The organism is Streptomyces sp. NBC_01210, assembly GCF_036010325.1.
GTDB lineage: Bacteria > Actinomycetota > Actinomycetes > Streptomycetales > Streptomycetaceae > Streptomyces.
In genome coordinates, this window is the sequence record NZ_CP108549.1 from 4,061,574 (window position 1) to 4,078,641 (window position 17,068).

Here is a 17,068-nt window from a genome sequence, read left to right on the forward strand (position 1 = left end):
GAGGTCACCGATCACCCCGATCCGGATGCCCAGCCATGCCACACTTTCCCGCCGGTCCAGGGCTAAGGTCGGCCGCATGAGTCAGTACGCCACAGCGATTCAGGACGCGGCACAGGAACAGGACCACTTCGGCCCGAGCGGCCATGACATCCGTCAGCCCGTCCGCGTGCACGCGGTTCACTGGCCCGATCCCGGCGGCACCGGCTGGGAAGAGGCCAGGACGATGTGCGGCCGGCCCACGGTCGGTATGGAGAAGGCCGTGCACACGGCTCCCGATCCCACCATCTGGCATGCGCCCAGATGGGATCAGCTGAAGTGCGGCACCTGCGACGAAGCAGTGCGGAACGCCACGCGCGACTGATGCCCACGAGTGCGGACTGCGGGGCCCCGACTCGCCTGTCAGGCCCGGCAGTCCGCTCTCATCTGGGCCGCCGCGTGGTGTGCGCCCCCGCGTTGGTCGCTGCCCCAGTCCTTGCCGCGGTCCACGAGCTGCACCGTGAGCTGCTGGTTGAGGACCGGGATCTTCTCCACGATCAGGCCGCGGCCGCGCAGTGACGTCTGGTCGACCTCGAAGGACTTGATCGCGCTGTCCTGGTCGGCGGGATAGGCCAGCACCGTGTACGTCGTCGGATCGCCCGCCACATCGCGGTCGCGCTCGCTCTCGGGTATGGCGACGGACACCGAGCAGGTCGCGTATCCACTGCCCACGTACCAGGACCAGGTCGCCGTGCCCCCGCTGTCCTTGGTCGGACTGCCCGACATGGGGACCGCGCTGAAGCTGCCGTCGCAGCCGTCACCCTTGTGGCCGCCGGTGTACACCGTGTACCAGCCGTCGTCGCCGTCGCTGAAGCGGCCGCGCTCCTGGTAGCTGCCGCCGCCGGTGCAACCGGGCCCCGCCCAGGCGGAGTACGAGGGGCGGTGGACGTTCTGCGGGGGCTTCGGCTTCTTCTCGCCCTGGGAACCGCCGGGGCTCGGCGACGGCGAGCCCGTCGGTGACTCGGAGGGGGCGCCGGGCAGCGCCGTGGGCTCGATGCGCTGCGGGGCGCCGCCGAAGTCGCCGCGGTCGAAGTCGAAGCCGGAGTCGGAGTCACCGCCGGACGCGTCCGCCCCGGCCCGTTCCGAGTCGCCTCCGTACAGCGAGACCGCCGTGACCACCATGGTGAGTGCCATCAGCACAACTCCGCCGACCAGCAGGATCTTTCCGGTTCGGGAGAGGAGGGAGACGCGTCCTGCCGGCGTGTCGCGGGCCTCCCGCGCCCCGCTCGGGGTCCGGCCTCTGGCACCAGCCACTCTGCCTCCTGTGCACTCCGGGCATGGCATCCCGGGCAGCGACATCCTGCCGTCGCCGCCGCCACATTGTTCGCATGCCGTGTCACACCTGCACCACTGGACCAACCGCGCGGTATGACAAGGATGCCCACTATGCATCAGCGGACCGGGACGAGGTAGGTGTTAACGGCGGTAAGGGGTCAGCGGAGTTCGTCGGGACAGGCCGTACCGCGCGGTAGCTGGTACGGAGCAGCCAAGCGGTACAAACCCGGTGCGGGCGCGAGCAGTTCGGTCCACTCGTCGCCGTCCACGTCCTTCTGTGCCTTCAGCAGACAGCCGTTGGGATTGACGAAGGTCTTGCGCCCGCTCGAACGCGCCTTCGACTCGTCCGTCTCCTGCGGGCCCTTCACCTTCTTGCCCTGCTCGTCGACGATGCTCAGCCACGGCGAGTAGGGGACCCGGATCAGCACCCGGCCCGCCGTCCTCACCTGGATCGTGAGCTCACCCGCGCCCGCGTGCTCCACAGCGGCCGGCGGGTCGGCCAGCGGCATCGGGTTCTTCACCGCGAACAGCTGCCAGTTCCCGTCACCCCAGAGCCGGGTCAGATACGGCTGGCCCGCACGCACCAGTTCCGCCTCCTGCTTCGCGCCGCTGGAGTCCGGCGCCCCCTTCGGCAGCACGACATAGTGGACCGCCCACCGGTCCAGCCAAGCGCGGTAGCCGCCCGAGGTCAGCGTCTTCTCCTCGTCGTAGAAGAGCGGATTGCGCTTCATGTCCGCCTGCCGGTTCCAGCCGCGGGCCAGATTGACGTACGGAGCGAGGGCGGACGCCTCCCGGTGGCTGCTGGCGGGCACGACCTCGACCCGGCCACGCTCCGCGCGGAGCCCCTGGAGCCGGTCGACCAGCGGCGCGAGCTCACGGTTCCAGGATGCCGTCGGGGCCGTACGCACCATGTCGTCGACGCCCTTGAAGCCGATCCAGAAGTTCAGGCCCAGGAAGGCGATCACGAGCGCGTACCACTTGCGGGAACTCGGCACGTTGTACGGCAGCGCGGCAAGCAGCACCACGCCCGCGAAGAGCATCGGGAGACGGGACACGTTCGACCCGATCTGGGACTCGAACACCCAGGTGAGCAGGGTGCCGACGCTGTAGACGGCCGCGCCGGTGCGGACGGTGCGCCACTCCTTCGGTACGAGGACGAGGACAAGGACTCCGAAGAGGAACGGCAACGAGGTCGACCAGAACGACATCGGCTGCGTACCGGAGAAGGGGAACAACCAGGCGGAGAGCGCCACGACCAGGACCGGGGCGACGCCGACGGCGTACGCACCGGGGCGGCGCTTGTTCAGGAACAGCGCCGCCGCGACGACGCCGAGGAAGAGCCCGGCGACCGGGCTCGACGCGGTGGCCAGCCCGGCGAGCGGTGCCGCGACGGCCGCCTTCGCCCAGCGTTTGTGGCGCCAGCGGTACGGCCAGCAGAAGACCGCGGCGACCGCGCCGAGGGCGAACATCATGCCGAGACCGAAGGTCACCCGGCCCGAGAGCGCGTTGCAGAAGAAGGCGAAGATTACGGCGAACGAGCAGGCAACGGGATTACGGACGGCGCGGACGCGGACCAGGATCAGCGCGGTCAGGGCGGCCGAGACCGTACCGGCGATCATCATCGTCGAGCGGACGCCGAGCAGCGACATCAGATACGGCGAGACGACGCTGTACGAGACCGGGTGCATTCCGCCGTACCAGGCGAGGTTGTACGCGGAGTCGGGGTGCCGGCCGACGAACTCGGCCCAGGCGTCCTGGGCCGCGATGTCGCCGCCGCTGTTCGCCAGGAAGAAGAACCAGAGCAGATGGGTGAGCGCGGCGAGTGCGGTCGTGAGGAGCACGGGGTGACGCGTGAGCCGGTCGCGGAGATCGGCGAGGGGACCGGGGTCGGCAGCGGATTCCGGACCGGGGCCGGGCAGGGGCGGGCGTATTCGCAGCCCGGTGTCGGGGCTGCTGCCGTCCGCCTGTGTCGGCTCAGCGGTGGTCACTGCGGCTCTCCCCGTCTTCCCCGGCTGTGCGGTTGTCCCCCGGCCTGCCAACCTCCGACGTACTCCAGCTGACGTTCCGTGCTGACCTCCGTCCGGACTTCCGTCCTGACGTTCCATGCTCAAGGACGCTGTCCCGGCGCCCAGAAGTTGCCCCGGGACGCTAACACGCGGGCATCCCGGGTTCCCGGGACGCCCGCGCGGCCGGCGCAGCCCTAGCCGAGGCGGGTCAGCTTGTCGCCCAATCCAGGCTCCACCAGGTCCTGCTGGAGCGCGACCGGTGCGGTGACCTTGCCCGTGCCGGAGCCGACGGAGACCTGGCCGACGACGTCGCCCGCCTTCGCGGAGTGCGGGAGCGCCTTGCCGCTGTCGCTGATCGCGATCTGGACCTTGAGGCCGCCCCAGCCGACCGCCTTGAGGTCCTTGGTGGCGACGACGGCCGTCCGGCCGCCGAGGCCGTTGTCGACGTAACCGACGACATCGCCCTTCTTGACGACCGTCGCGGAGGTGACGCCCTTCTGGGCGGCCTTGATCATGGCGATGCTGTAGTCGATCGCCAGGTTCAGCTTGTCGTCGAGAATGGTGGCCTTCTGGGCGCCCATGGCGACACCGACGATGCGGCGTACCTTGCCGTCGACCTCGACGTTGGCGGACCAGAGCAGATTGCCGCCCGCCGGGGTGGAGGAGCCGGTCTTGATGCCGCCCACTCCCTCCACCAGCAGGGCCTTGTCGTTGTTGTTGCGGATCGTCCCGTCGATGCCGGGGATCGTGGTCAGCGTCGTGTCCACGATCCCCCGGAACACGTCGTTCTGCATGACCGCCTTGGCGAGCTTGAGCTGGTCCTGCGGGGTGGACACGGTGGTGGCCTTCAGGCCGCTCGGGTCCGTGTAGGTCGAGTTGGTCATGCCGAGGTCCTTGGCCGCGTCGTTCATCTTCTTGACGAACTCGGCCTCGGTCTTTGCGTCCCAGCGGGCGAGCAGGCGCGCGGCGTTGTTGCTGGAGGGAATCATCAGCAACTGCAGCATCTGCTTCTCGGTGAACTGCTGTCCCTTCGAGAAGTTCGCCCGCGACTCGTCCTGGTTGTTCGACTCGTCCGCCGCCTGCTGGTCGACGGTGATCTTCGGACCGACCTCTTCGCCCTTGAGCGGGTGGTCCCGGAGGATCACGTACGCCGTCATCGTCTTCGCAACGCTCGCGAGCGGTGCGGGCTTCTGGGCGCCGTATGTGCCGATGCTGCCGACGCCCTCGACCTCGACGGCGCCCTGCCCCTCGTCCGGGAACGGCAGGCTGAGCGGGCCGCCCTTGAAGGTGAACGTGGGCTCCGCGGAGAGCGCGAGTGACGGCTCCGGGAGCGGGCGTACGGCCTGTACGACCGCAAAGACGATCAGGAGCAGCAGAACCAGCGGCGTCCAGATCTTGACCCGCCGCACGACGGTACGGACCGGGGTCTGCGGCGGGGGCGGGGTGTTCGTCAGCTCGGCGAGCAGATCGAGCGGCGGCAGCGGGGGCATGGGCTGCTGCCTGGTCCGCTCGGCCTCGGTGAGCGCGGCGGGTGCGGCCGGGGTGGTTGCGGCGGGGTTGGTTGCGACGGGGGCGGCTGCCTGGGGCTTGGCCGCGGCGGGATCCCGTACGTCGTCGGCCCGCAGGGGTACGAACGTACTGGAGCGCGGGACATCGGCCTCGGCCTCGGGCTTGGGCTTGGGCTTGGGCTTGGACCTGGCCGACGGGGGCACCTTGAGCGCGGTGGTGGGCTGATCGACGGCGGGCCGCCGAGGCGTCTTGAACACGGCGGTGGGCTGATCGACCGTGCGCTTGGGGGCAGCGGGGGAGGCCTGGCCGGCGGCCTGGTCCGCGGGCGTGGCGCCCTTTGCTTCCGCAGATGCGGCGCCCTTGGCGGGTGCCGGCTCGGCAGCGCCGCCGGTACCGGTGTCCGTGCCTGACGGGACCTCGACTTCGCCGGCAGGCGCGGGCACGGCCGCCGACTTCGCGGCCTCGGAGCCCGAGCCTTCGGAGCCCGAGTCTTCGGAGCCCGCGGGCTCCGGCTCGGCCGTCGCGTCCGAACCGGTCTCGTCGTCGGAGGTCTCCGCGTCGTCCTGACCCGACGGCGCCGAAGCGGCAGCCTCGTCGGACGGTGCGGCCTGCGATGCAGACTTCGCAGCGTCGGAGGCCGAGCCTTCGGCGTCTCCGGGCTCTGGCTCTGGCTCCGGCTCCGGATCCGGCTCCGTGGACGTGCTCGAACCCGGTTCGTCGTCCGAGGTCTCCCCGTCGCCCTGACCCGACGGCACCGAGGCCGCAGCCTCGTCAGCAGGCTCGGACTCAGACACGGACGTGTCCTCGTCCCGCGCCTCCACCTCCGCATCGGCATCCGCTTCGGCATCCGCATCGGCGGCGTCACCGTCGGCCTCGGAGGCCGAGCCTTCGGCGCCCGCAGGCTCCGGCTCGGCGGACGCGCCCGAACCCGCCTCGTCGTCCTGACCCGACGAACCCGCGACGGCAGCCTCGCCCTGGCCCTCGCCCTCCGCCGGAGACTCGGCCTCGTCCGCGGCCGCGGGCTCCCGCTCCGCAGCCGCGCCGGAATCCGCCTGCTCGCCCGAGAGCCCCTCGGACGCATCGCCCGGCCCCGGAGCCGGAACCGCCGCCTCCGCGGCCTCAGAGGGCGCCTCCGCGTCCGCCGACGCGCCCTCGTCGTCCGCGCTCGCCACCCAGGCCGCCACCGCGGCCCGCAGCCTCGCGTCGTTCTCCGCCGAGCCCGACTCCGTGCCCCGCTCCCTGCCCGCCGGCACAGACGGCTCGGGCGGCATCTTGAAGACCGCCGTCGGCTGGTCCACTCCGGGAGCGGCAGCCCCCGGGGACGCCTGGCGGAACACGGCAAGCCGCGGGTCGTGTTCACCCGAAGTCGTCTCCCCCGACGACTTCCGCTGCTCCGACTTGTCGGGGGACTCGCCCGCCACCGTGCCTCCTCCATGAGTCATGCGTCATGTGTCATGCGTATGCCATGCGTACGCATTGTCGGGCGCCGTTCAGGCGACAGCCCGTGTTGTCCGAACCATCTACCAGTGTCCTGTGTGAGAGGACAGCCCCCGCGCAGAGACGAGAACGACATACCTGCCGGTTCCCGTACGAAGTGCCCAGGCGCTCTCGACAGACCAATGTGAGAGGGGTCACCCTGTCATTCATCCACGCGGGGAGGCATGGATGGGCAGGAGCCGCAGAACACTTCCGGAAGAGCTTCTACTGCTCGCTCTGGACCCGACCACGGGTACCACAGCGCAGCCGCAGTCGCTCGACCTCGGCCTGGCCGGAGCCCAGCTAGTAGAGCTGGCTCTGGCAGGACGGATAGCCCCGGACGGGGATCGTATCGCCGTGGTGATGCCACGGCCGACCGGAGATCCGACTCTGGACTCCGCACTGGAGTTGCTGCGCCGACGCGGCAGTCCGGTACGGGCGGTCCATTGGATTGGCGGGCCCCGACTGGGGCTGCGCCAGATTTACCTCTCGCATCTGGAGCGGTGCGGCATGGTGCATGCCGTGGCGGGCCAGATGTGCGGAGTGCTGCCGACAACTCGCTACCAAGCGACGGACACGGCGATCAGCCGGGACATCAGGGCCCGGCTGGACAGTGCGATCCGCACCGGTGTACCGCCGGACCCGCGGACCGCGGCGCTCGCTGCGCTGGCCCACGCGGTCGGACTCGGCAAGCACTTGTACCCCGGGAACGAAGGGCGTTCCTCGAGGTCCCGTCTGCGGGATCTCATCAGGCACGACCCCATGGGCGGACTCGTGGCGCACGCCGTGATGGACGTCCAGAACGGTGCGGCCGCTCAGCCCCGCCGCAATCCCGCCGCCCCGGGCGGCAGTCGCCAGCCGGCGGCCGTATCGATGCAACCGCGCCACGGGAGCATGGACCGCGTCGCCGCGCACTAACCGCACCACAAACCGCACCAAAAGCCGCACCGTACACACCGCACAACCGCCGCATCGACGTCCCCAAGACCCGGTCCGGGAGCCGCACAAGACGCGCGGGGCAGCAGAAACGCTGCCCCGCGCGTTCCCGCGTGTAGCCATTTGCCAGCGCAGCCACGACCATTGGTGGCAGTCTGCTGAGCGGTAGATACGCACAGCTACGCAGCCGGAGGTGCAGTTTCCGTGGCGTCCAACGTCAACCCCACCGTCAGGCGACGCCGTTTGGGCCAGGAGTTGCGCCGGCTCCGGGAGCTCAAGGGCATGACGGCCGAAGAGGTGGCGGAGCGCCTGCTCGTCTCCCAGTCGAAGATCAGCCGCCTCGAGAACGGCCGCCGCTCGATCAGCCAGCGCGATGTCCGCGATCTGTGCGGCGTGTACGAGGTCGAGGACCACCGGATCGTCGACTCGCTGATGCAAATGGCCAAGGACTCGCGTCAGCAGGGCTGGTGGCACGCCTTCGGCGACATCCCGTACAGCGTCTACATCGGCCTGGAGACCGACGCGGCGAGCCTGCGGGTGTACGAATCACTGATCGTTCCCGGTCTGCTGCAGACCCGAGAGTACGCGCAGGCGGTAATCGAGGGGATGTGGCCCGAGGCCACACCCAGCGAGATCGACAAGCGCATTCAGATCCGCCTCAAGCGTCAGGATCGCCTCACGGATCCGGTCAACCCCCTGCGCTTCTGGGCGGTGATCGATGAAGCACTGCTGCGACGCATCGTCGGCAATCGGCAGATCATGGCTGACCAACTCAGACATCTTGCACAGTTGAGCGAACAGCCGCACGTCACGCTGCAGGTATTGCCGTACGACGTCGGGGCGCATCCCGGCATGTACGGCAAGTTCGCCATCCTTGAGTTTCAGGAAGCGATGGACGCCAGCGTCGTCTACCTGGAGGGAGTCACCAGCGACCTCTACCTGGAGAAGGCCAACGACGTCCAGAGCTACGCCGTGATGTACGAGCACCTGCGGGCCAAGGCGTTGAGCGCCGAGCAGTCCCGCGAGTTCATTCACAAAGTAGCGGAAAGCTGCTGCTCGTGATCAAGCAACGAGGTAGCGGCGCGGACCATACACCTGCGCAGCCTCAGCTGGGAAGATCTCGATAGAATATGCCATCCGGATGGGTGAACACCACCTACCTTCGGTGATGTTGCGGCGTAGCGTCGATCGCAGAGCCGCTGCCCTCAGCGGCTGGGCGCACAAGGCCCAACAACTGGCACAACCATCGGAGTCACTATGCTGATTCGGCATGACGCGCTGACGGAATGGACCAAGTCCTCGTACTCCGCCGTCAACGGAGATTGCGTGGAGGTCAGGGCAGGGGATCGCCGTACAGTCGCGGTCCGCGATTCCAAGAATCCTCACAGCGGAATTCTCGACTTCAGTGCGGGGACGTGGTCGGCGTTCATCCTGGACCTCAGCCGAACCACGCCCCCCGGTCACTGACTTGAGCACACTGACCGCGCACATCGCAGCCTGAGTCAAGCCCTCTCGACTGGCCCGCCGTCCTGGCCGAGAGGGCTGCTTGCGGTCCGGTCGCCTTACTGGCCGCTACTGGCCGTCAAGGAGGACGCGCGTCTTCACCGTGACGGGGTCATTCGCCCCGAGGACACGCTCACACAGAGGCAGATTCTGCCGAGCCAGGGCACTCAGCGCAGTTGATCGACGTAGCGGTCGGTACCCGGGACCGTCGGAATGAAGGGAGCCACCAACTCCACCCGCCCCAGCCCCGATTCGACGACCGCTGCGTCGAGACCGGCGAACGCAGGCTCCCAGCGCTCCCTCGGGTCCTCCTCGAGGAACCACAGCAGCGTCAGCCGGGTGTCCACACCCTCCACCTGCTTCACGTAGGTCATCCGGTCGCCCGGCAGTGGTGTCGGCCGGAAGACGGTCACCATCGCCGCGGGAGAGCCCGCCAGCCGCTTCGGCAGATGCTTGGCACGCAGCCACTCCAGCAGCTCCGCCCGCTGCTCGGGCCCGTCGGCGTCGATCACCTCGACCACCAGGCCGGCGTACGGGTGGTCCAGCGCGTGGTAGTCGCGCGGCCCCGCCGCCCCGTCCCGGTAGACGGTCGCCTCATGGTTCTGGAAGGCCGTCAAGACATGCGTACGGTCCTGGTAGACCCTTCCGTCGCGGTTCAGCCGCTTGTTGATCCCCACGGTCCACTTCATATGGTCCGCGTAGCGGCCGTCGGTGATCCAGTACGTGGAGATGTAGCAGCCCGCGGTCACCGGCTGGGCCACCGCCGACTTCTCCGGGTAGCGCAGCCGCTGCAGCTCCCTGGTGGCGACCCAGCGCCGCCCGGCGTACATCCAGGGCATCGCCATCGCGCCCGCGTAGTAGTGGTCGTCCTCGTACCAGCGGTTGTACGCGTACTCATGGCCTGGATGCGGTTCGACCATGGTGATCAGGGCGTGGCCGGGGCGCACCCCGTACGGGCCGACGCCCGCCAGTTCCGCGTACACCTCACTGCGCGTGCCTTCGCCGTGCGTGTCCTCGCCGTGCGTGTCCTCGCTCACGATGTCCCCTCCCCTTCCTTCCTCTTCCTTCCGCCGACGCAGGGACCTACTCTGACGCCCCGTCAGAAGAACTGCCATAGCCGGGAGGGCGTTGATGTTGCTCAAGGGGAAGACCGTCATCGTCTCCGGGGTAGGGGCCGGTCTCGGCCATCAGATCGCCGCGACCGTCGTACGGGACGGGGGCAACGCGGTCCTCGGCGCGCGCACCGAGGTGAATCTCGTGAAGTCGGCCGAGGAGATCGACCCCGGCGGCACGCACACCGCGCACCGCGCCACGGACATCACCGACGAGGCCCAGTGCGACGCGCTGGCCGCGCTCGCCGTCGAGCGTTTCGGGCGGATCGACGCCGTCATCCATGTCGCTGCCTGGGACAGCTACTTCGGGGGTCTGGCGGACGCGGACTTCGAGACCTGGCACGGAGTCATCGATGTGAACCTGCTGGGCACACTGCGGATGACCCGCGCCTGCCTGCCGGCGCTCAAGGAGCGGGGCGGCTCGGTCGTCATCATCGGTACGCAGTCGGCGGTGGCCGCGCCCTCACAGGTGTGGCAGGCGGCGTACGCGGCGTCCAAGGGGGCGCTCACCTCGGCGATGTACTCGCTGGCGCGCGAGCTCGGCCCGGACCGGATCCGGGTGAACACAGTGCTGCCGGGCTGGATGTGGGGGCCGCCGGTGCAGGCGTACGTCCAGTTCACGGCACACACCGAGGGGGTGCCGGAGCCCGAGGTGCTCGGGCGGCTCACCGAGCGGATGGCACTGCCCGAACTGGCCACGGACGGCGACGTGGCGGAGGCCGCGGCCTTCCTCGCCTCCGACCGGGCCCGGGCGATCACGGGCCAGTCGCTTCTGGTCAACGCGGGCGAGTTGATGCGGTGACGATGCGATAGCGCCCCTCGGCACTCAACCCCCTTCCCCTCCGGGACCCTTCGACCGGCCGCACGGGCAAATCACCGCCGTGCGGCCTTTTTCACCCCTCCGAGATTCATGAATATGAACAGAGGTCATTAACTCGAACAATTTTACTTCCCCTTGACCCTTCGAGTCGTTGTCGTGGCCACGCCCATGGACACACCATGAACGGCGTTCACAAGGCGGACCCCAGGAGGGGGCACATGAACAGTCTCGACTGGACCGTGCTCATCGGTTACTTCGGTGTGATGGTCGCGATCGGCCTCTGGTCGCACAAGCGCGTTGACAACGTCAGCGACTTCTTCACCGCCGGCGGCAAGATGCCATGGTGGCTCTCAGGCATCTCGCACCACATGTCCGGCTACAGCGCGGTGATGTTCACCGGATACGCGGGCATCGCCTACAAGTACGGTGTCACGTCCTTCGTGACCTGGTCCCTCCCGATCGCCATCGGCATCTTCATCGGCGCCAAGCTCTTCGCGCCGCGCCTGAACCGGCTGCGGTCCAAGCTCCATGTCGCCTCGCCGCTCGAATACCTGAAGAACCGGTACAACCTGAAGACGCAGCAGGCCCTGGCCTGGTCCGGCCTGCTGCTGAAGATCGTGGACGTCGGCGCCAAATGGGCCGCCATCGCCACCCTGCTCTCCGTCTTCACCGGCATCTCGCTCAACCAGGGCATCCTGATCACCGGCATCATCACCGGCATCTACTGCACGATCGGCGGCCTCTGGGCCGACGCCCTGACCGAGCTGGGGCAGTTCATCATCCAGCTGCTGGCCGGGCTCGCGATGCTCATCGCGGTCATGGGCAAGCTCGACGGCTTCAGCACGCTGTGGACGGTCTGGGACAAGCCGGAGCTCCAGGGCCACGCCGACGCGACCGCCGGACCGTACACGGTCACGTTCCTGCTGGCGTTCCTCTTCATCAAGACCTTCGAGTACAACGGCGGCATGTGGAACCAGGCGCAGCGCTACATGGCGACCGCCAACGCCCGCGAGGCCACCCGCTCGGCGCGGCTCTCCGCCATCCTGTGGTTCGTCTGGCCGCTGGTCCTCTTCTTCCCCATGTGGTGCGCGCCGCTGCTCATCGAGGCGAAGAAGCCGGACGCCTCCGACTCGTATGCGCTGATGACCGAGCAACTGCTGCCGCACGGTCTGCTGGGCCTGGTCATCGTGGGCTTCTTCTCGCACACCATGGCCATGTGCTCCTCCGACGCCAACGCCATCTCCGCGGTCTTCACCCGGGACATCGCACCGGTGCTCTCCAAGAAGGCCAGAAGCTGGTCGGAGCGGGCCGGGCTGATCGCGGCCCGGCTGTCGACGATCTCCTTCCTGGCGCTGTCGATGGCCATCGCGACGCAGGTCAACTCGCCCACCTTCAAGGACATCATCACCGTCGTGATCAAGTGGGTGGCGGGTCTGATGGGCCCGATCGCGATTCCGTTCATGCTGGGTCTGCTGCGTACGTTCCGTAAGTCGGGACCGACCGCGGCGCTCACCAGCTGGGCGGCGGGCCTTATCGCCTTCTTCTTCCTCAACTACGAGATCGACGGTACGGCCAGGACCGATGTGGCCCTGCAGTACCAGGTCTCCGTACCGCTCGCGATCTCGCTGGTGCTCTACATCTCGATCGGCTTCCTCAAGCCGGAGGACACCCCCGAGCGGGACGCGGTCATCGCCCGGATCAACACGGACGACGACGGTCCCGACTCGGGGCTCGCCGCCCGGGCCGTGCCGGCGCCGGCGGAGCCCGCCGACGCGAAGGTGCTGGGCCGCGAGGGCGCGGACGGCTGACATACACCGGTACGCAGGAGGGCCCGGCTCCCACATGGGACTCGGGCCCTCCTGCGCACTCGGGCCCTCCTGCGCACTCGGGCCCTCCTGCGTACCGAGGTCAGGTTCGCGGGTAGCGGGCCAGCCAGCCGGGTGCGGTCACCGTGGGGCCGTGCAGGGCCGGGCCCTGCGTCATCTCCATCGCGAAGTCGTCGGCGAGCTCCAGGATGGTGGCGCGGCCCTCCAGTTCGGAGAGCCAGGCGGGCGGCAGTGCGGTCTCGCCGTGCAGCGCTCCGAGCAGTGAGCCGGTCAGCGCGCCGGTGGTCTCCGAAGGGCCGTCGTGGTTCACGGCCAGGCGCAGGCCGTGCCGGATGTCCTCGCCGACAAGAGCGCAGTAGACGGCGATGGCGAGGGCGTCCTCGGCGTTGTGGCCGTCGCCGATGGAGGCGATCCTGGCGGGGCTCGGTATGCCCTGGCGTACGGCGCCGAGCGCGTGCTTGAGGCCGTCCGTGACGGGCTGGTGGCCGGGGCGCGCGGCCAGCTGGGCCAGGGCGCGCTGCACGGAGCCGTCGAGGGTCTCGCCGCGGGCCAGACCGTGCACGATGACGGCGAGCGCGCCGGCGGAGAGATACGCGGTCGGATGGCCGTGGGTCTGGGCCGCGCACTCCACGGCGAGCTGACACACCAACTGCGGCTCCCAGCCGACGAGCAGCCCGAACGGCGCGGAGCGCACCAGTGCGCCGGCGTCGCGCGCGGAGGGGTTCTTGGGTGCTTCGAGCGTGCCCATGTTCTCGTCGCCGAGCCCGGTGAGACAGGCCGCCGCGGGTTCGCGGCGGGTGTAGAGCCACTCCTCGCGGGCGAGCCAGCCATTGTCCTTGCGGCGCTCGTCCGGGCCCCAGTCGCGCTGGGTGGCCGCCCATCTCAGATGTGCGCGGTGCACATCGGTGGGCGGGTGCCAGGCGCCGGTGTCACGGCGCACCTGGGCGCGTATCAGCCCGTCGACGGTGAAGAGGGTCAGCTGGGTCGCGGAGGTGACGGCGCCGCGGCAGCCGTGGGCCGGCACGAAGTCGCTGACGGCCTCCGGGCCGTGAGCCTCGCGTATCTCCTCGATGGTGAGCGCGGAGACTCCCGCGCCGAGCGCGTCGCCGATGGCGCCGCCGAGCAGGGCCCCGCGCACCCGCGCACGGAAGTCCTGCTGCTCGGCACGGCCCCAGACGGCCGTGGCTGCTGCGCTCACCGCGCGTCCCTCCCTGGGCTCCCGAACATCGAACATATGCCTGGCGCAGCACTGTAATCGACCCGGATCGGTCGGTTCAGAGGCCGGAACGGGATCGCTACGGTATGTGGACAGAAGGGCTTCTGGTCTGCTTTGCACCCTTTGTTCGGCGGTGTCACCACTCAGTCGGTGGATGTCACCGCTTCATCGGTGGACGTCACCGCATCCTGTGTCTCGATGAGGTCGCGCAGCGGCGGCTGCAGCCCGGCGGTGTCCCCGCCCAGTTCCCGGTACCGCTCGAGATCGGCGAGGGCCTGTTCCCGGCGGCCGGTGGCCAGATGCACCGAGGCCCGGCGTCCGTACGCCCAGCTGTACGCCGGATCGAGCGCGATCGCCCGGTCCAGCTCCGTCCGTGCCTCCTCCAACCGCTCCAGGTCCTGGAGGGCCGCGCCGCGCTCGGCGGCGATCCACGCCTTGTCCGGCTGGAGTCCCGCTGCCTGCGCCAGGTCCGCCAGCGCCTCCTCGAACCGGCCGAGCCCGCGCATTGCCTGGCCACGGCTGCCGACGATCCAGCCGTCGTCGGGGGTCAGCACGGCCGCGCGGTCGTAGTCCGCGATCGCCTCCTCGTACCGCTCCGCGCGCCGGTGGGCCTCCCCGCGCAGCGTGAGATGGGCCGCGTGATCCGGCGCGAGGGTCACCGCCCTGTCGAGGTCGGCGAGTTCACCGTCGAGATCTCCGAGCGCCCGCCGCACCCCGGCCCGTACCGACAGGGCGAAGGTGTCGTCGGGATCCAGCTCGAGCCCGCGGTCCAGGTCCGCCAGCGCCTCCTCGTAGCGGTGCATCCGCTCGTGGGCCCGGCCCCGGGAGACATGGGCATAGCCGTAGTCCGGGGCGACTACGAGGGCCTGGTCGTAGTCCGCGAGCGCCTCCTCGTACCGCTCAGCCAGCTGGTGCGCGTAGCCCCGCTGCGCCAGCGCCCACTCCTTGAACCGCGCGCTCGCCACCGCCCGGTCCAGGGCCGCGAACTCCCCTGCGCTGTCGCCGCGTTCCCGGTGGATCTCGGCCAGCCTGATCAGCGCCCACACATACTCCGGAGTCAGCTCCACCGCACGGTCCAGGTCCGCCAGCGCCTCCTCGGTCCTGCCCAGCGCCTGCTTGGCCATGGCGCGACTGCCCAGCGCCCAGGAGTAGGCCGGGTCGAGCGCGAACGCCCGGTCGAACTCCGCGATCGCCTCCTCGGACCGCCCGTCGTGCCGCAGGATCTCGCCGCGCTCGCCGACGATCCACGGATTGTCCGGATCGAGCGCCCCGGCCCGGTCGATGTCCGCGAGGGCTCCTTCGGTGTCCGCGAGCGCGCGCCGCACCTGCGCCCGCCGCACCAGCGACCACACATGGCCGGGCGCGATCTCGAGGGCCCGGTCCAGATCCGCCAGTGCTTCCTCGTCGCGCCCCATCGCATGCCTGGTCAGGGCGCGGCTGGAGAGCGCCCAGGTGTCGTCGGGGTCGAGTGCGAGCACCCGGTCGAACTCGGCGACGGCCTCCTCGGACCGCCCAGCGAGGCGGTAGGTCTCACCCCGTCCGTAGTACGCCCGCCGGCACTGCCCGTCCAGGGTGATCGCCTGCTGGTAGTCGCGCAGCGCCTCGTCGTACCGGCCGGTGTTGCGGCGGTCCCGCCCCCGGATCACCAGGGCCGCCACCCGCCCCTCGTCGTCCAGTTCGCCCCGGGCGAGCATCAACCCCAGCACTTCCGCACTCCGGTGCTGCTCGTCCTCGAGCGCGGCGAGGCAGTCCCTGCCCCAGGTGCGCAGTACGCCGCTGTCGCCGTCGCCGCCCGCGTCCGCGACGGTCTGCGCCCAGAGGCGGGCCGGCACCGTCCCTGCGTCGCAGGCGTCGATCCCGTCCCGCAGCACGATCGGCAGCGCCGTCCGCGGCTGCGCGCACAGCAGGTGGTACGTCTCCTCCAGCTTCAGCTCGCGCCAGGCGTCCTGCCGCCAGCGCTCGTCCGGCTCCAGGCCCTCCCCGGCGGCCGCCCGCCACCCGGCGAACGCCTCCGCCAGCCGGGTGTGCCCGGTGCGCCAGCGCTGCGGTGAGCTGTTGCGCTGCAGCCGCAGCATCGGCTCCCGTACGACGTCGTGGTACTGGGCCCGGCCGCCGCGGTCGCTCACGAACGGCATCTCGCGCAGCCAGCGGAAGAGTCCCGCCCCGTCCCCTTCGACTCCGACGTCGACGGCCGCCCGGAAGACGTCCTCGTTCAGGCGGCGCGGCAGCGCGCCCTCGAGCGCCGCGGACCGGCGGACCGGATCGCTCTCCCACTTCAGGAAGCGCTCCACGGCGGTGGCGCTGGGGTCGTCCACGCGGCCCGGGTTCCCGGCGAGGCCGGCGTTCTCGGCGAGGCCGGCGGCGAGGGTGGAGACAAGAACCGGAAGCCGGCCGGAGAGCATCAGCACTTCCCGTACCACCTTCTCGTCCTCCACGCCCTTGGCGGTGAGGAACTGGCGGGCCTCGGACTCGGTGAAGGGGGCGAGCGGGAGATCCGTCACGAAGTCCACGCAGTCGGCCCAGCAGTTGGGGTCGAGCGGCCGCTGCCCGGCCGTCGTGACGACGACCTGGGCCGGCGGTGAGCCGTACCGGTCGGTGGTCATCAGATCGCGCAGCCAGGTGTCGAGGAACGGCCCGGTGCGTTCGTACGTGTCGAAGAAGAGCGTGAACCACGGGACGTCGGCCGCCACCCGCTTCAGCTCGGCGACCAGGACGGGGGTGAGCGCCTTGAGCGGTTCGAGGACCAGCTGTACGTCCTCCTGCTTGCCGAAGCGTGCGCTGAGGGCAGCGCGTAAGTGGTCGGCGCCCCGGGCGAGTTGGGCGGGGTCGACGGCCCCGGCGAGCGAGCCGATGCCCGGCACCGTGCCCAGTGCGACGAGGCCGGCCTGTGCTGCGACCATGCTGCCCGCGGAAGGCGGCTGCGGCTGACCGTCCGACACCGCGGTGGACAGGGCATCCGCCTCGTAGCGCCGCTGACGGTAGGTCGCGAGGAGCCGGTCCAGCGCCTTCAACTCATGGCCTGCTGCGCGAATTGGGCACTGAGCGCCGCCAGCGCCTCCGGCACGCTGTTCACGGTCTCGTCCATGGTGGCGGTGAGCGCGCGGCGCTCGCGGGCCGTCTCCACCAGTTCGCGTACGAGGGAGGACTTGCCGACGCCCGCGTTGCCGTGGATATGGAAGAGGAAGCGATGGCGGACGTCCAGCGGCGAAACGTCGAAGTTCTCCCGGAACAACGCGATTTCACCACGGCGTCCCACGAATCCCGCGCGCCTGCGCATCTTGATCAGCTCGTGCATCGACGGGCGTGCCGACCCCATGGTCCCCCTCCGAATAGTCCCCCTTCACGGTCCGGGA

At 69.9% G+C, this 17,068-nt stretch carries 13 protein-coding genes; 6 read left to right on the forward strand and 7 right to left on the reverse strand.

Translation table 11 applies throughout. The features are described 5' to 3' along the window. The first annotated feature begins 76 nt into the window (after positions 1 to 76). Positions 77 to 361: a hypothetical protein gene (locus OG735_RS18270; protein ID WP_327324257.1), complete on the forward strand. Its 285-nt coding sequence runs from the start codon at positions 77 to 79 to the stop codon at positions 359 to 361. A 38-nt stretch (positions 362 to 399) separates the two neighbouring features. Here the strand turns inward: OG735_RS18270 and OG735_RS18275 are convergent, their stop codons facing one another. The 3 genes from OG735_RS18275 to OG735_RS18285 all read right to left on the reverse strand — a co-directional run bounded on the left by OG735_RS18275 (position 400) and on the right by OG735_RS18285 (position 6,268). Next, positions 400 to 1,290 carry an adhesin gene (locus tag OG735_RS18275; RefSeq protein ID WP_327324258.1) on the reverse strand — a complete coding sequence of 297 codons (891 nt, stop codon included), beginning with the start codon at positions 1,288 to 1,290 and terminating at the stop codon, positions 400 to 402. Between the two features lie 179 nt (positions 1,291 to 1,469). After that, complete coding sequence (locus OG735_RS18280; protein ID WP_442812448.1) at positions 1,470 to 3,299, reverse strand: MFS transporter; 1,830 nt, start codon at positions 3,297 to 3,299, stop codon at positions 1,470 to 1,472. A gap of 212 nt (positions 3,300 to 3,511) precedes the next feature. Continuing rightward, complete coding sequence (locus OG735_RS18285) at positions 3,512 to 6,268, reverse strand: serine hydrolase (RefSeq protein WP_327324259.1); 2,757 nt, start codon at positions 6,266 to 6,268, stop codon at positions 3,512 to 3,514. A 223-nt stretch (positions 6,269 to 6,491) separates the two neighbouring features. Here OG735_RS18285 and OG735_RS18290 point away from each other — a divergent pair, with 223 nt between their 5' ends. From OG735_RS18290 to OG735_RS18300, 3 genes are all read left to right on the forward strand, one after another. Further along, positions 6,492 to 7,220 (forward strand): GOLPH3/VPS74 family protein, encoded by a 729-nt coding sequence (locus tag OG735_RS18290; RefSeq protein ID WP_327324260.1) that lies wholly within the window; start codon positions 6,492 to 6,494, stop codon positions 7,218 to 7,220. 222 nt (positions 7,221 to 7,442) lie between these two features. Beyond that, positions 7,443 to 8,300, forward strand: a complete 858-nt coding sequence (locus OG735_RS18295; RefSeq protein WP_327324261.1) for a helix-turn-helix domain-containing protein — start codon at positions 7,443 to 7,445, stop codon at positions 8,298 to 8,300. Between the two features lie 195 nt (positions 8,301 to 8,495). Next, positions 8,496 to 8,705, forward strand: coding sequence for a DUF397 domain-containing protein (locus OG735_RS18300; protein WP_327324262.1), 210 nt, complete (start codon positions 8,496 to 8,498; stop codon positions 8,703 to 8,705). A gap of 203 nt (positions 8,706 to 8,908) precedes the next feature. Here the strand turns inward: OG735_RS18300 and OG735_RS18305 are convergent, their stop codons facing one another. Further along, entirely contained in the window at positions 8,909 to 9,856 is a 948-nt protein-coding gene (locus tag OG735_RS18305; protein WP_442812617.1) for a hypothetical protein, read from the reverse strand. 16 nt (positions 9,857 to 9,872) lie between these two features. On the opposite strand from OG735_RS18305, the gene OG735_RS18310 reads away from it, so the two are divergent. Further along, on the forward strand, positions 9,873 to 10,655 hold the full coding sequence (locus OG735_RS18310; protein WP_327324264.1) for an SDR family oxidoreductase: 783 nt from the start codon (positions 9,873 to 9,875) through the stop codon (positions 10,653 to 10,655). Positions 10,656 to 10,891: 236 nt separating this feature from the next. Next, complete coding sequence (locus tag OG735_RS18315; RefSeq protein ID WP_327324265.1) at positions 10,892 to 12,481, forward strand: sodium:solute symporter family protein; 1,590 nt, start codon at positions 10,892 to 10,894, stop codon at positions 12,479 to 12,481. A gap of 100 nt (positions 12,482 to 12,581) precedes the next feature. Here OG735_RS18315 and OG735_RS18320 read toward each other — a convergent pair whose 3' ends face one another. The 3 genes from OG735_RS18320 to OG735_RS18330 form a co-directional block, all read right to left on the reverse strand. Beyond that, positions 12,582 to 13,697 carry an ADP-ribosylglycohydrolase family protein gene (locus tag OG735_RS18320; protein WP_327324266.1) on the reverse strand — a complete coding sequence of 372 codons (1,116 nt, stop codon included), beginning with the start codon at positions 13,695 to 13,697 and terminating at the stop codon, positions 12,582 to 12,584. Positions 13,698 to 13,858: 161 nt separating this feature from the next. Next, a complete protein-coding gene (locus OG735_RS18325; protein WP_327324267.1) occupies positions 13,859 to 16,726 on the reverse strand; it encodes a tetratricopeptide repeat protein in 2,868 nt (955 codons plus the stop codon). Beyond that, positions 16,723 to 17,031 (reverse strand): ATP-binding protein, encoded by a 309-nt coding sequence (locus OG735_RS18330; RefSeq protein WP_327324268.1) that lies wholly within the window; start codon positions 17,029 to 17,031, stop codon positions 16,723 to 16,725. The genes OG735_RS18325 and OG735_RS18330 overlap by 4 nt, the downstream gene beginning before the upstream one ends. Positions 17,032 to 17,068: the final 37 nt, after the last annotated feature.

Excerpts from the sequence above, each read along its gene's own strand:
- OG735_RS18315 (WP_327324265.1), top strand. The coding sequence starts at position 10,892 with ATGAACAGTCTCGACTGGACCGTGCTCATCGGTTACTTCGGTGTGATG.
- OG735_RS18310 (WP_327324264.1), top strand. The coding sequence starts at position 9,873 with ATGTTGCTCAAGGGGAAGACCGTCATCGTCTCCGGGGTAGGGGCCGGT.
- OG735_RS18300 (WP_327324262.1), top strand. The coding sequence starts at position 8,496 with ATGCTGATTCGGCATGACGCGCTGACGGAATGGACCAAGTCCTCGTAC.
- OG735_RS18285 (WP_327324259.1), bottom strand. The coding sequence starts at position 6,268 with ATGACTCATGGAGGAGGCACGGTGGCGGGCGAGTCCCCCGACAAGTCG.
- OG735_RS18305 (WP_442812617.1), bottom strand. The coding sequence starts at position 9,856 with ATGGCAGTTCTTCTGACGGGGCGTCAGAGTAGGTCCCTGCGTCGGCGG.
- OG735_RS18330 (WP_327324268.1), bottom strand. The coding sequence starts at position 17,031 with ATGGGGTCGGCACGCCCGTCGATGCACGAGCTGATCAAGATGCGCAGG.
- OG735_RS18290 (WP_327324260.1), top strand. The coding sequence starts at position 6,492 with ATGGGCAGGAGCCGCAGAACACTTCCGGAAGAGCTTCTACTGCTCGCT.
- OG735_RS18270 (WP_327324257.1), top strand. The coding sequence starts at position 77 with ATGAGTCAGTACGCCACAGCGATTCAGGACGCGGCACAGGAACAGGAC.